The sequence below is a fragment of the Vibrio sp. 1167 genome (assembly GCF_033340375.1).
In the GTDB taxonomy this organism is placed as follows: Bacteria; Pseudomonadota; Gammaproteobacteria; order Enterobacterales; family Vibrionaceae; genus Vibrio; species Vibrio alginolyticus.
Map to the genome: position 1 here is coordinate 67,077 of NZ_JAWOWK010000005.1, position 13,250 is coordinate 80,326.

At 44.4% G+C, this 13,250-nt stretch carries 13 protein-coding genes and 1 other annotated feature; of the genes, 3 read left to right on the top strand and 10 right to left on the bottom strand.

Going from position 1 to position 13,250, the window contains the following annotated elements; all coding sequences use genetic code 11:
• Positions 1-33 precede the first annotated feature (33 nt).
• Entirely contained in the window at positions 34-918 is an 885-nt protein-coding gene (gene nfo, locus R7Z78_RS12335; RefSeq protein WP_017821508.1) for a deoxyribonuclease IV, read from the bottom strand.
• 326 nt (positions 919-1,244) lie between these two features.
• Here nfo and grcA point away from each other — a divergent pair, with 326 nt between their 5' ends.
• Positions 1,245-1,622 (top strand): autonomous glycyl radical cofactor GrcA, encoded by a 378-nt coding sequence (gene grcA / locus R7Z78_RS12340; protein ID WP_005381814.1) that lies wholly within the window; start codon positions 1,245-1,247, stop codon positions 1,620-1,622.
• A 111-nt stretch (positions 1,623-1,733) separates the two neighbouring features.
• Here grcA and R7Z78_RS12345 read toward each other — a convergent pair whose 3' ends face one another.
• The 5 genes from R7Z78_RS12345 to thrL form a co-directional block, all read right to left on the bottom strand.
• Entirely contained in the window at positions 1,734-2,393 is a 660-nt protein-coding gene (locus R7Z78_RS12345; protein ID WP_053350217.1) for an NADPH-dependent FMN reductase, read from the bottom strand.
• Between the two features lie 139 nt (positions 2,394-2,532).
• The gene (gene thrC / locus R7Z78_RS12350) at positions 2,533-3,813 is read right to left on the bottom strand and encodes a threonine synthase (protein WP_104975859.1); all 1,281 of its coding nucleotides are present in this window, start codon (positions 3,811-3,813) and stop codon (positions 2,533-2,535) included.
• Positions 3,810-4,766 (bottom strand): homoserine kinase, encoded by a 957-nt coding sequence (gene thrB / locus R7Z78_RS12355; protein ID WP_017635074.1) that lies wholly within the window; start codon positions 4,764-4,766, stop codon positions 3,810-3,812. The genes thrC and thrB overlap by 4 nt, the downstream gene beginning before the upstream one ends.
• 20 nt (positions 4,767-4,786) lie before the next feature.
• Positions 4,787-7,246 (bottom strand): bifunctional aspartate kinase/homoserine dehydrogenase I, encoded by a 2,460-nt coding sequence (thrA, locus tag R7Z78_RS12360; protein ID WP_104975858.1) that lies wholly within the window; start codon positions 7,244-7,246, stop codon positions 4,787-4,789.
• Between the two features lie 53 nt (positions 7,247-7,299).
• Positions 7,300-7,419, bottom strand: a sequence feature (Thr leader region).
• Positions 7,355-7,432 carry a thr operon leader peptide gene (gene thrL, locus R7Z78_RS12365; RefSeq protein WP_074192076.1) on the bottom strand — a complete coding sequence of 26 codons (78 nt, stop codon included), beginning with the start codon at positions 7,430-7,432 and terminating at the stop codon, positions 7,355-7,357. Its footprint overlaps the feature before it by 65 nt.
• Before the next feature lie 423 nt (positions 7,433-7,855).
• Here thrL and R7Z78_RS12370 point away from each other — a divergent pair, with 423 nt between their 5' ends.
• Positions 7,856-8,326, top strand: a complete 471-nt coding sequence (locus R7Z78_RS12370; RefSeq protein WP_047102035.1) for a hypothetical protein — start codon at positions 7,856-7,858, stop codon at positions 8,324-8,326.
• Here the strand turns inward: R7Z78_RS12370 and R7Z78_RS12375 are convergent.
• Positions 8,323-8,805: a putative 4-hydroxy-4-methyl-2-oxoglutarate aldolase gene (locus tag R7Z78_RS12375; RefSeq protein WP_005381822.1), complete on the bottom strand. Its 483-nt coding sequence runs from the start codon at positions 8,803-8,805 to the stop codon at positions 8,323-8,325. The two genes, R7Z78_RS12370 and R7Z78_RS12375, sit on opposite strands and share 4 nt — an antisense overlap.
• Positions 8,806-8,869: 64 nt before the next feature.
• Positions 8,870-9,277: a DUF3293 domain-containing protein gene (locus R7Z78_RS12380; RefSeq protein ID WP_053306886.1), complete on the bottom strand. Its 408-nt coding sequence runs from the start codon at positions 9,275-9,277 to the stop codon at positions 8,870-8,872.
• 361 nt (positions 9,278-9,638) lie between these two features.
• Between R7Z78_RS12380 and arcA the strand changes: the two genes are divergently transcribed.
• Positions 9,639-10,355 carry a two-component system response regulator ArcA gene (gene arcA / locus R7Z78_RS12385; RefSeq protein ID WP_005381824.1) on the top strand — a complete coding sequence of 239 codons (717 nt, stop codon included), beginning with the start codon at positions 9,639-9,641 and terminating at the stop codon, positions 10,353-10,355.
• Positions 10,356-10,440: 85 nt separating this feature from the next.
• Here the strand turns inward: arcA and R7Z78_RS12390 are convergent, their stop codons facing one another.
• Both R7Z78_RS12390 and arcB read right to left on the bottom strand, forming a co-directional pair.
• Positions 10,441-10,890, bottom strand: a complete 450-nt coding sequence (locus R7Z78_RS12390) for a hypothetical protein (RefSeq protein WP_005381825.1) — start codon at positions 10,888-10,890, stop codon at positions 10,441-10,443.
• A gap of 1 nt (position 10,891) precedes the next feature.
• Positions 10,892-13,246, bottom strand: a complete 2,355-nt coding sequence (gene arcB / locus R7Z78_RS12395; protein ID WP_053306885.1) for an aerobic respiration two-component sensor histidine kinase ArcB — start codon at positions 13,244-13,246, stop codon at positions 10,892-10,894.
• Positions 13,247-13,250 lie beyond the last annotated feature (4 nt).

A 13,250-nucleotide genomic window follows, 5' to 3' on the forward strand; every position in this document is an offset into this window, starting at 1 on the left:
AGAAAGAAAGGTGCCAACTTTGTGGTTACGCCATTAACTGTCAATGGCCGCTAAATGGAATTGACGCAACGTGTTGATCTCTTGCTGCCAAATATCTGGATCAATTGTTTCCAAAATCAGAGGGATACCATCAAAACGAGGGTCTTTCGCGATGTACTCAAAGCAATCCCACCCGATCTCTCCTTTACCTAGAGAATGGTGGCGATCTACTTTGCTGGCAAACTCTACTTTTGAATCATTTAGATGCATTGCTCTTAAATAGTGCATACCTACGATACGGTCGAACTCTGCAAAGGTGCGCTCGCAATCTTCTTTTGTACGTAAGTCATAACCAGCCGTAAAGGTATGGCAGGTATCAATACAAACGCCGACACGATCTTTATCTTCCACTTGCTCGATGATTTCAGCAAGGTGCTCAAACTTCCAGCCTAAGTTAGTGCCTTGACCTGCCGTATTCTCGATAACAGCGATCACATTCGGCACCGCTTTATGCGCAAGATTGATCGACTCGGCGATCGTCGCGAGACACTCCTGTTCAGAGACTTTCTTTAGGTGACTGCCCGGATGGAAGTTAAGCAAAGTCAACCCTAACTGATTACAACGCTCCATTTCATCAATAAATGCCGCGCGGGATTTATTCAGCTTTTCTTCTTCCGGCGCACCCAAGTTAATCAGATAAGAATCATGGGGAAGAATATGCTCTGCTCCGAAACCCAGCATTTTACAGTTCGCTTTAAACGCACTGATGGTTTTTGCTTCTAAAGGCTTCGCCACCCACTGGCGTTGGTTTTTTGTAAATAGTGCGAAGGCATTCGCGCCAATTTCACGAGCTCTCAACGGAGCTTGATCGACCCCACCAGCAGCAGAGACATGTGCACCAATGAGTTTATTCCCAAGCTTGTTTTTCATGTTTGTCATTTAATCACTTTAGACTTTCAGTATTGCTACCTAAATACAGATAGTTGCGTTAACCAGTTTAAACTTTAATCTCAATTTGTAGTAAATTTACAACAAAACCAGTTATTAAATATTTTTTATATTCTCAAATAAATTGTAATTAGTTTGTTTTCAAAGGTTTTATTGATTTAACTCAATAAAATCACCTTAATAAAAATAATGTTTTTGGTTGTTTTTTGACTTAAATCAATATTAAAATAGTGGATATTAGCTATATAATACTCAGCTCAACGAAAATTCGAAAATTAACACCAATAATCACCACGTAAGTGGTCTAGGAGATAGTGATGATCCAAGGTATCCAAATTACAAAAGCGGCAAACGACGACCTACTAAACTCTATCTGGCTATTAGATAGCGAAAAAAATGAAGCTCGCTGTGTTGCTGCAACTGCTGGCTACGAAGCAGACCAAGTTATAGCAATCAGCGACCTAGGTGAATACGAAAGCCGTGAAGTTGCAATCGAAACTGCTCCTCGTATCGAAGGCGGCCAACACCTAAACGTGAACGTGCTTAAACGCGAAACACTAGAAGATGCAGTTGCACACCCAGAGAAATACCCACAACTAACTATTCGTGTTTCTGGTTACGCAGTACGTTTTAACTCGCTAACTCCAGAGCAACAACGTGATGTAATCGCTCGTACTTTTACTGAGACTCTATAATCTCTCAGTAAACTAGCTCGCTAGAATTTAAAAAGCTTGGTCTGCAATGACCAAGCTTTTTTTGTTTCAGAATCCTTCTAAACCCTTTCTATAATGGAAAGCAACTCGCCTCTAAGGTGCATTTCTTTGCGAAGGATCTTTCTGAAACGCTTGCGCTAAAGAGGTTGGATCACGCCTATCTCTTTGCAGTGACGCCCCTTCAGCCCACCAAATCAATTGATGCATAGTGCGATTCATATAGTTATCCCACTGCGTCTGCTCCGACTCATCCTCAGCAACGCCCTGTTCATCAAACACTTCTTGCGCTTTCGGAATGTGGATCATCGCAGAGACAGGTAGACATCCAAGTTCAGATAAGAAGGTACGCATAGAAACGGCAGCTCTAACACCACCCCATTGTCCGGCAGAATAGGTCACGATAGCACTCGGCTTGTAAGAAAACAGCGAACTGCCGAAATGGTTAAGCGTGTTCGCCAGAGCAGGACTCATCGAATGGTTATATTCCGGGCTAACCATCACATACCCATCCGCATGTTTGATTTTGTCTGCCAGCTCACTTAGGTTCTGCGGAACTTTAGAGCGGTGATAAGCAAACTCGGGCTTAAACACATCACCAAAGTCGTAATTCAAAGGGTCGATGATTTCGACCGTATGTTGCGAATGTTGACTCGCGATGAGTTTTTCACACGCTTTACTGACTCGCATTCCTAAACGGGCTGGTCGTGGTGGCGTGCTGTCTCTCACTGAGCCAAGAAAAATCAAAAAATGCATGCTTCTCTTTCCATCTCATTTAGTTAAGTTCGTTTCTCAATCATAAAGAGAGTCAAAACTTACCGACAATAAAAAAGGTGAATGATTACTCATTCACCTCTCGTTATTTCTGTTTTTGATACTTACTATACTTTGAAGCTTACTGCACGCGGCGCAGTACTTGTTTCAATGCGTCAAAGTCTGCGTCGAGATCTTCCGATAGCAGCTCCATCGCAGCGTGCTTCGCTAGTGGCGCAGGAAGCTCGATATCGGATTCTAGAATATCATCCACCACTTCTTTGAACTTCGCAGGGTGAGCAGTACATAGGAACAGACCGGTTTCACCGTCTTGCAGCTGTTCTTCAAGCACTCGGTAAGCAATAGCACCGTGCGGTTCACACAGGTAACCCATGGCGTATAGATCTTTTACTGACTGTGCGCTTTGCTCATCAGATACTGCACCTTTACCTAGCGTCTCCAAGCCCCACTCTTTCACACGGCATAGCTCTTCGATACGAGGCCAGTTGTTTGGTTGGCTCACGTCCATCGCGTTCGATGTTGTTGCGACTGTTGGTTTTGGCTCCCACTTACCTGTTTCTAGGTAGCGTGGCACAGTGTCATTGGCATTCGTTGCAGCGATAAAGCGTTTGATAGGCAAGCCCAGCGCTTTTGCCAGTAGACCAGCAGTTAGGTTACCAAAGTTACCACTTGGTACTGATACCACTAGGTTTTCACGCTCTTGCTTGCTCATTTGCGCAGCTGCTTCAAAGTAGTAACAGATTTGCGCCATCAAACGGCTGATGTTGATTGAGTTTGCAGAGTTCAGACCGATCTCTTCACGCAGTGCAGAATCATCAAAAGCTTGCTTAACCAGTGCCTGACACGCATCAAAATCGCCATCGATCGCGACAGTATGGATGTTCTTGCCAAGCGTACAGAATAGCTTCTCTTGCAGTGGACTGATCTTGCCTTTCGGGTAAAGAATCACAACGTTGATGTCTTCCATACCGTAGAAAGCATGCGCAACGGCTGCGCCAGTATCGCCAGAAGTTGCAGTCAGAATGGTGATCTTGCCGCCGTCCGAAACCGCAGCAAGAGATTGCGCCATAAAGCGACCACCAAAGTCTTTAAATGCAAGCGTTGGACCATGGAACAGTTCCAGAGCGTAAACACCGTCTTTGACCTGATTAATTGGCGCAGGGAATTGGAATGCAGCATCAACCAATGCGTTAACTTGCTCTTCCGCTAGTTCATCACCAATCAGCGCTGATAGGATTTTCGTACTACGAGAGACAAAGTCTTCTGCAAGCAGCGCATCGATATCTTCAAATTTTGGTAATTCCGATGGAAAAAATAGACCTTGGTTACGGCCTAACCCTTGGCGAACGGCTTGGCCAAAGGAAACTTGTTCATCATTTTCTTTTATATTGTAAAGCTTCATAGCTCACTTCCTGTTACTTTCGAACCCTGCTTATCTAGACGACAAACGTGGACGAATCCTTCTTCGTTTTGTACGTAGTTTTGTTCTAACCAGCGAGCAACTCGCTCAGCGACATCTTTCTCTTTGCAAATACTGAACAGTGTCGGACCACTGCCAGAAATACCGGTTGCCAATGCACCCGCAGACGCTGCGTATTGACGTGCATTCGCAAAACCTGGAAGCAGTTTCTCACGATACGGTTCTGCGATCACGTCTTTGATCATTTTTGCAGCAAGTTCTGGCTGACCAGAATGACACGCATGAATAAAGCCCGCAAGGTGGCGACCATGAGCAATGATATCTTGTCGGCGGTATTGAGATGGTAGGATCTCACGCGCTTCCGCCGTTGATACCTTGATACCCGGATACGCCATCACCCAGTACCAATCATCAAAGCAAGGCACTTCTTGACTGATGATACCCAACTCTTCAAGCATCAGTTGCACACCACCAAGGTAACATGGCGCAACGTTGTCGTAGTGAATACCACCAGAGATCTTGCCTTCCATCTCTCCCATCAGCGCCAATAATTCTGTCTCGTTAAGTGGCTGTCCATGGAATCGGTTCAATGCATCTAATGCAGCGACGATAGAACATGCACTTGAGCCTAAACCAGAGCCAATTGGCATGTTCTTTTCTAGCGTCATCTCAAGTGGTTTTAGCTCAACGCCTTTTTTGTCTAACTCACGAGCAAACACGAGCCAACAGTCGTAGACGATGTTCTCTTTTGGTTCAGTTGGCAATTTCTCAACAAAATCACCCGCCGTTTTAAGGCTGAACGGATCAGCCCCAGATTTCACCAATACACGGTCACCCAATAGTGTGCCATCCACTGGAGACACGGCCGCCCCCAGCACATCAAAGCCAACGCTTACATTACCAATTGATGCTGGGGCATAAACCACTACATCCATATCACTTGAACTCATTATTGTTATACCCCTAGTTTCCAACCTAAAGTACGCATCACGTCAGAAAATACACCCGCAGCCGTTACTTCGGTGCCTGCACCATAGCCACGTAACACTAGTGGGATTGGCTGATAGTAACGGCTGTAAAATGCCAGTGCGTTTTCACCGTCCTTGATTTTATACATTGGATCGTTTTCATCCACCGCTGCGATGCTTACTGTGCACTTGCCCTCATTAATTTCACCAACGTAGCGCAGTACTTTGCCCTCTTCCGCTGCCTTTGCAGATAATTCTTTAAAGTAGGCGTCTGCTTCAGGTAAACGCGCCATAAATTCATCAACGCTACCAGAATCATCAAAACCTGGTGGCAGTGCTTGATCAACCACAACGTCTTCTAGTTCTAGAGACATGCCTGCTTCACGAGCTAGGATCAGAAGCTTACGCGCGACATCCATACCAGAAAGATCATCACGAGGATCCGGTTCAGTAAAACCACTTTCTTTTGCGATATTAGTTGCTTCACTTAGGCTCATACCTTCATCTAACTTACCGAAGATGTATGACAGAGAGCCAGAAAGAATACCGCTGAAGCGCTCTAGCTCATCACCCGCTGAGATTAGGTTTTGCAGGTTTTCGATTACCGGTAGACCCGCCCCCACAGTTGTTTCGTACATCAGCTTGCGACGAGAGCTGCGCGCAACATCGCGAAGCTGATGGTAGTAAGCCATGCTTGCTGTGTTTGCTTTTTTATTTGGTGTAACGACATGGAAACCAGCAGCTAAGAAATCAGCGTATTGATTCGCGATATCTTCACTTGATGTACAGTCAACCAATACTGGGTTGATGATGTGATTACGTTGAACCAAAGAAATCAAACGCGCTAGGCTGAACTCTTCTGTCGCAGCCGACATACGATCACGCCAATGATCGAGTGGCAGACCTTCACTATCAAGCAGAAGACCTTTGCTGTTTGCCAAGCCACACACGCGGATAACGATGCCTTTTTCCGCAAGCTTCGCCTGTTGACGCTCGATCTGATCCACCAGCTCACCACCAACGCCGCCAATACCAACCACGAATACGTCTAAGAAGTGCTTAGAGTTGAATAGGTTCTCGTGACACGCTTTGATCGCTTCAGAGATTTTATCTTCAGGAATCACGGCTGAGATTGCACGCTCAGATGAGCCCTGTGCGATGGCTACAATGTTTACGTTCACTTCAGCAAGAGATGAGAAGAAGCGAGATGCAACACCGCGCGATGTACGCATGCCGTCACCAACCAACGTTATGATTGAAACATTATCAATAAACTCGACCGGCTCTAATAAGCTATCTTTCAGTTCCAACTCAAACGCATCGGCCAGTACTTGTTGCGCTTTTGCTTTATCTTCTGCCTCAATACAGAAGCTAATGCTGTACTCAGAAGAAGACTGAGTAATAAGAACAATAGACACACCAGCGGAAGACATTGCGCCAAATACGCGGCTTGCCATGCCAACCATACCCTTCATACCTGGGCCGGAGACGTTAACCATGGTTAGGTCGTTTAGCGTCGTGATACCTTTGATCGCCAGATTGTCTTCACCAGTGTCTTGCCCAATCAGAGTTCCTGCACCTTGTGGGTTAAAGCTGTTTTTGATCAGACATGGGATGTGGAACTGCGCGATAGGAGCAATGGTCTTCGGATGCAAAACGGAAGCACCGAAGTAAGAAAGCTCCATTGCTTCTTGGTAGCTAAGAGATTTAAGTAAGCGAGCATCTTCCACTAAACGAGGGTCGCAGTTGTATACACCGTCTACGTCAGTCCAGATCTCACAACAATCTGCGCGCAGACACGCCGCAAGAACCGCCGCTGAGTAGTCTGAACCATTACGACCTAGTGTAACTAGTTCACCTTTCTCGTTACCGGCAGTAAAACCAGGCATGATGTTCACATGACCTTGAGGAAGAGGATTCTGGCGGAAGTTCTGAGTCGAAACTTCAACATCGACCATGGCCTCTAGGTGATCGCCTTTTGCGTATAGATACTCGACTGGGTCGATAAGATGCGCAGGTTGGCCTTTCGCTTCAAGCACTGCCTTCATCAATTGAATTGAAACGCGTTCGCCTTTGCTGATGATGCGTGCATTGACGTTATTTGGGCACATGCCAAGAAGGTTGATGCCATGAACGAACTGGCGTAATTGAGAGAGAGAAGTTTTCACTTGGTTATCGAAAGCTGAACCATCGATATTGGGTAGTACTGCTTGGATTTGAGTGAAGAGCGTTTTAAACGACTCCTCCAACTCTTTGATTTGTAGTTCTGCTTCACCATTGCGCAATGCGCCTTCAATGACCGCAACCAATTTGTTTGTTGTTTTACCAGGAGCGGAAAGAACAACCGCTACTTCTTCTTGTTGAGCGTTATTGGCAATAATGTCTGCCGCTCTCAAAAAGCGATCTGCATCAGCTAGTGATGATCCGCCAAACTTCAATACTCGCATCCCTTCCTCCGGTATATCTTCTTAAATTTGTCTAAATTCTGGATAAAAAAGCATAAAAAAAGGCCTGTATCTTGTTGGATACAGGCCTTTTTTGTGAATTTCTTTCGCTCAGCAGCCTGCCCCAACATGTGTCGTGTCGGTAATAATAATGGTCGTGGTCATTACTACTAGGCTGTTAGATGGCATAAATAAATATTCAACGTTAATTGTGTTTGCTTAACTCTACGTTTACCGAGTTTCTGATACATAGTCAACAAAAAATTGTTTGTTTTTCCATCTTTCAGAGATTTCTGCTAAGCAATGTCATTGATATTTATAGTTAATTACACATTATTGATCATTTGGAAATCTACAGTTAGTTTTTGTAAAGGACTTAACTATCATCACCAGTTCGGTTTTTTATCTAATAACTAGTCTAATCTTTGCCATAAAACGTACGATCAAATAATTCGAGAGGGTTGTGACACATAACAACAACTTAACTGTGACTTATGTTCATAGGATCGAATTATTTAGAAAATAGGTGAGCTAGCTTTCATATTCTATGCTTTAATAGTGAGAAGCTTTGGGCGCATACTAATAAAAAAGTTGACACAAGGAGTGGTGAACATGAAAAGATGGCTTTTTCTGTTGCTGTTTTTTGTGCCTGGTGTTTGTCTAGCCAACGAGCTTCCGCCGCTTCCAGGTAAAACATCCCCTTCTCCTCATAAACTATTCATTTCCAGCGACAGTTATCAGTCTGACAGTTTTGATGTTTGGAATATCGATACGGGTTACGCCTACGAACTTTTTGATTCGGTAGACGTTTATGTCGGTGCGCGAGTCAATAACTCTCCTACCCAAAATCAAAGTGGTTTTTTGAGTGGGATCAGCTATCACTTTAATGATCGTGTCACGCTGAAAAGTACAGTTCGCTCTTACAAGAACGAAACAGCGGAAGGTATTCGCCAAGACGACAGCAGCCTCGCGGCTGAAGTATCAAGTCGCGTAAAAATTACCGATAAACTGGATCTTCACGCGACTCTTGATTACCAAGATTGGCAACAAGGCTTTGAGGTTGGTTTAGGCTTTCGTTTTTAGAAGTCCAGCTTTTGCTTAGAAATCAATACACCGTTCCAGTCCGCGTAAACGTAGTGCTTAGGTTGAACGATTTGGTTTTGCATCGTTAAGGTTACGTTTACCTCTCCTATCCCGCGTTTCTCTGTTTTAAACGGGTTAGTTCCAAGAGCTTGAACGCCAATGTCCATTTGAGATATTTGTGCTACGTCGCGTATTGCACCATAGACAATGATGCCTTCCCACCCATTTTCTATTCCGAGTATCGCTAATTGATCGCCGAGTAATGCTCTCTGACACGATCCATGCCCGTCAACAATCAATACTTTACCCGTTCCATCTTCGCCCAGTACTTCACGCACTTTCGAGTTATCGTGATAGCAGCGCACCGTAACGATTTCACCGTAAAAAGCGCTACGTTGACCAAAGTTCTGCAATGGTAAAGTAAGCAAGCTCACTTGGTCTTCAAATTGGTCACAAATATCGGGTGTAATGTCTCTCATATTTCCTCCGTGAATTTTCTCACCCAAGCGATGCTTCAGTGAGCAGTATCCTTTTCTATACCTTCTATACGAGCCGAGGTTTAATGGAGCCTAACGTATGAAAAACTTTCGGCTGCGAGCACGCAATAAGATAAAGTTGGTCATTAATGACGTAATAAATCGCGTTTTGTTGAAAGTCATTCGCCAATTCAACGGCTACCTCTGGCGACAACTCGACGGCAAAGCTTTCCTCATACCATGTAAAAGCGCTATCACCTACCGTGACAGGCGCGTAATTAACGTGCTGTAGCTGTTTTTCTAACGCGTGATTGTTTATGCTGTTCTCTTCTTTGGACCTCAAGTTACTGTATGGGTTCCAAGCGGTTATCACAGCATAGTTTGAAACACGCCACTCGGCTTCGAATCTGAAAAAAGATTCTGAATAAGCATTCCATAACGATGCGTCTATGTTCGTATTACTTTTTTCTATCATAAGTCTTAAACGATTAATAACAGTTACATTTCATCAATTGATATAAATCAACAAACTGAATGGAATTAACATTTGAGCATTGTTAGCATGCTGTTAACAATATAAAATCCGCTCAATATCTTAGGGTGTTTACGTTTCAGGCCCCACTGAAAGCAGGAAATGAAAGGTAAACAAGCCCTTTAGAATAAACGTCGCCATTGGATACTGGTGAGTTGGCAAAATTCCATGGAGGGCGGATAACTGAAAGAAGTGTTTTTTTGATCAACTTGATTTATTATCAAAATCACATTACCTGTATGTTATATTTTTGCCTAGAATTTATTCTATTAGCACAATTTTGTCACAAATTTAGGTACCGCCAATGCAAACCCCGCAGATTCTTATCGTTGAAGATGAGCAAGTAACTCGTAACACTCTTAAGAGTATTTTTGAAGCAGAGGGATACGCTGTTTTTGAAGCCAGTGACGGTGAAGAGATGCACCAAGTGTTGTCTGATAACTCAGTCAACTTGGTTATTATGGACATTAATCTTCCAGGCAAGAATGGCCTTCTACTAGCGCGTGAACTACGCGAGCAAGCGAACATTGCTTTAATGTTCCTGACAGGCCGTGACAATGAAGTAGACAAGATCCTAGGTCTTGAGATTGGTGCAGATGACTACATCACTAAACCATTCAATCCACGTGAGCTAACTATTCGTGCACGTAACCTACTTAGTCGCTCAATGAGCTCTAACGCGGTGCAAGAAGAGAAGCGCTCGGTAGAAAAGTATGAATTCAACGGTTGGGTACTAGACATCAACAGCCGCTCTCTAGTAAGCCCTGCTGGTGATAGCTACAAGCTACCTCGCTCTGAGTTCCGCGCACTACTGCACTTCTGTGAGAACCCGGGTAAGATTCAAACTCGTGCCGATCTTCTTAAGAAGATGACTGGTCGTGAACTTAAGCCACACGACCGTACTGTAGACGTAACGATTCGTCGTATCCGTAAGCACTTTGAGTCTGTTTCAGGTACGCCAGAAATCATCGCCACTATCCACGGCGAAGGTTACCGCTTCTGTGGCGATCTAGAAGACTAGATTTAACCGCTAATATCCGAAGGGCTTGCTCATTGAGCAAGCCCTTTTTGTTTTAGGTCTAACGACTAATGCAACATCATTGCGGTTAATAAACCTTGTTAATCTTCACGTACTTTTCGACTAACCAACGCTGTTTACCCGCATCGTCTAGAAGCACTGCGATATCAACCGATTTTTCTGTGTTCACATCAATGTGAGACGAGAACGCCACCTCCCATCGGCTTTCACTGTGCGTTCGAGTATCTAAAGACGCACTGTCCACCAACCACTCTTTTTGCCCCTGTTTAATAATAAGAGCTTCTGCCGTTAGATTTGCAGGAAGTAACTGATCTCCTTCGAGGTAAAGTGCACCTTGAATACTTTGCTCTTCCACGTCCCCAATATTCGGCATGAGGTTAACCCATAAATTACTTTTGAGCTCAACATTAACCTCATTAATCGTAATCTGACTGTTTTGTTGCCAATTCACATTTGGAACGGAACTACAGCCTGCCATCAATGCCATGGCTAATGCCAATGGTGCGATTCTTTTCATGTTATTTCCTTTGTTCCAACCAACTTTTGAGGACTTGAATATCGTTTTGGTATTCATTTTTGATCTCTTCAACCCAGTCTGAAATGTTTTCCCACCATGCTGGCATATCAGGCGATTGCGCTTTTTGCGCCACACTTTGGATACGTTTCAGGCCAATTGAACCTGCAGCACCTTTGATTTTATGCGCTTCAGAAACAATCCCATCTTGATCTTTCGCTGTCATGTTCGAATCTAAGACATCGATATAGTCTGGCATCATATCTTCAAACATTTTTATGCTGTCGTAGACAGGTGTTGCACCAACAATGTCGACGTAAGACTCTAACATATCCATATCGAGCAAATGTGTCTCAATCACAGGAGAAGGCACTGGCTCTTCCACTGTTTCGGGACCGCTCACTACTTCCTTAGGTTGTTCTAACTGGTGAGCGAAGAATTTATCAATCACTGACTGAATGGCATTCACTGCCAGCGGCTTACTGATCGCATCATCCATGCCGTTATCTAAGTATTCACGACGATCTTTCATTACATTAGCAGTTAAGGCGACCAATGGAGGAAGATTGTTATAATGCTCGCGGTAATAATTGGCGACATCAAAGCCCGTCATATCAGGCAGTTGGATATCCAACAACGCTAAGTCGTATTTTTCTGGCACAAAGTTCACTAACGCTTCTTGGCCCGTCATTGCCACGGTGACAGAGTGCCCTAGGCTCTCAAGTAACGATTTAGCCACAGTTACGTTAAGCTCGATGTCTTCGACCATAAATATGTTGAGGCGCACATTGTCGCGTTTCGCATCAATGACTGGCTCAGCTAGTTCAACAATCGGAACGTGGATCGATACAGTAAAAGTGCTACCAAAGCCTTCCTCACTGGTAACCGTAATGTCACCATCCATCATATTGATCAGTTGTTTAGATACCGCCAAACCAATACCTGTACCGACCGCATGCAGGTTGTCCTTGCCTGATTTCACTTGGTAGTACATCGCAAAGATCTTATCTAGCTCTTCGTCTGGAATACCAATACCTGTGTCTTCCACTTCCATAATAATGGTCGCAAAATCGTCTTCGACATCCGCGCTCACTGTCATCACAACGCCACCTTCCTTGGTGAACTTCATTGCGTTGCTGACCAAGTTCCAAATCACCTGACGTAGACGGGTTGCATCCACTTCAATTGCTTTTGGCAAGTCGCTTAAACGTTCTAAGTCAAAGCGTAACCCTTTTTGTTCCGCCATCAGAGCTGAGATACTCTCAATCTCTGCGACGAAGTCTTCGAAGTTAAGTGGCGCAGGTAATAGTTCTAACTTACGGCGATCAAATTTATCCATATCGATAATATCGTTGAAGATGTTACCTAGAGTAATCGCACTCACATTGATGGTCTGCATGTGTTTACGCTGCTCTTCTGTCAACGGACTATCTAGAAGCATACGACTTAAGCCTACAATGCCATTCAGCGGCGTTCGCAGCTCATGACTGATGGTTGAGATGAAGGTAGTTTTGTCGCGGCTTGCTTTCTCTAACGACTCTTCATGGCGCTTACGTTCAGTGATATCACGACCGAACCCAACGAGACCAAGGTGGCGGCCATCTTTGCTGTAAAATGGCACTTTACGCAGCTCAAAGTAATGCTTGCGACCATCTGGGTATTCGAGCCATTGCTCGTAAGTAATTGCTTGATTATCGGCAAAAACCTTTTGGTCAGTATCAACGATATGCTCGGCGATTTCTTTGCTATACACATCCCAAGGGCTTAATCCGACTAACTGGTGCTCTTTCTTGCCCGTTAGCTCTTCCATCGCGCGGTTACAGCCAGAGAAAACACCATCCGCATTGCGGTAGTAAATTAAGTCTGGTGAGGCATCAATAAATGAACGCAGTAATGCGGTACGTTCTGCCAACTCTAATTGAGTACGTTCGCGTTGGAACACCTCATTTTCGAGGTCTTGCATCGCCTCTTCACGTGCTTCTTCCGCTTTAATACGCTCTTCAATTTCTTGGTTAAGCTTTTCAATGTTTTGTTGAAGTTGGTAATTCAGCTCTTGATCTCGCGAACGCATGTCCTTCAGTTTGGACACCAGCTTAGTTAAACGCTGGCGAGACTCTTCTAGTTGATCGACAACCACAGAGAGGAAGTAAACCGCCCAAGGGGTGATCAATAGACCAAAAAACACCGAACGGACAATGTCGATATCATCTACTCGCCCTTTGAGAGCTAAAGTAATCCCTACCTGCACCACAACAGCTAATGCCACCAGCGCAAGGGCTAGCAAAATAGAGAAGCGAACAATCCCCAGTTTGACTAGCAAGTCGACATAATACTGGGCGAGATTTTTCATGGGTTTCATTAAC

Excerpts from the sequence above, each read along its gene's own strand:
- thrL (WP_074192076.1), bottom strand. The coding sequence starts at position 7,432 with ATGCCATCTAACAGCCTAGTAGTAATGACCACGACCATTATTATTACC.
- arcA (WP_005381824.1), top strand. The coding sequence starts at position 9,639 with ATGCAAACCCCGCAGATTCTTATCGTTGAAGATGAGCAAGTAACTCGT.
- R7Z78_RS12390 (WP_005381825.1), bottom strand. The coding sequence starts at position 10,890 with ATGAAAAGAATCGCACCATTGGCATTAGCCATGGCATTGATGGCAGGC.
- thrA (WP_104975858.1), bottom strand. The coding sequence starts at position 7,246 with ATGCGAGTATTGAAGTTTGGCGGATCATCACTAGCTGATGCAGATCGC.
- nfo (WP_017821508.1), bottom strand. The coding sequence starts at position 918 with ATGACAAACATGAAAAACAAGCTTGGGAATAAACTCATTGGTGCACAT.
- thrB (WP_017635074.1), bottom strand. The coding sequence starts at position 4,766 with ATGGATGTAGTGGTTTATGCCCCAGCATCAATTGGTAATGTAAGCGTT.
- R7Z78_RS12370 (WP_047102035.1), top strand. The coding sequence starts at position 7,856 with ATGAAAAGATGGCTTTTTCTGTTGCTGTTTTTTGTGCCTGGTGTTTGT.
- grcA (WP_005381814.1), top strand. The coding sequence starts at position 1,245 with ATGATCCAAGGTATCCAAATTACAAAAGCGGCAAACGACGACCTACTA.
- R7Z78_RS12380 (WP_053306886.1), bottom strand. The coding sequence starts at position 9,277 with ATGATAGAAAAAAGTAATACGAACATAGACGCATCGTTATGGAATGCT.
- arcB (WP_053306885.1), bottom strand. The coding sequence starts at position 13,246 with ATGAAACCCATGAAAAATCTCGCCCAGTATTATGTCGACTTGCTAGTC.
- R7Z78_RS12375 (WP_005381822.1), bottom strand. The coding sequence starts at position 8,805 with ATGAGAGACATTACACCCGATATTTGTGACCAATTTGAAGACCAAGTG.
- thrC (WP_104975859.1), bottom strand. The coding sequence starts at position 3,813 with ATGAAGCTTTACAATATAAAAGAAAATGATGAACAAGTTTCCTTTGGC.
- R7Z78_RS12345 (WP_053350217.1), bottom strand. The coding sequence starts at position 2,393 with ATGCATTTTTTGATTTTTCTTGGCTCAGTGAGAGACAGCACGCCACCA.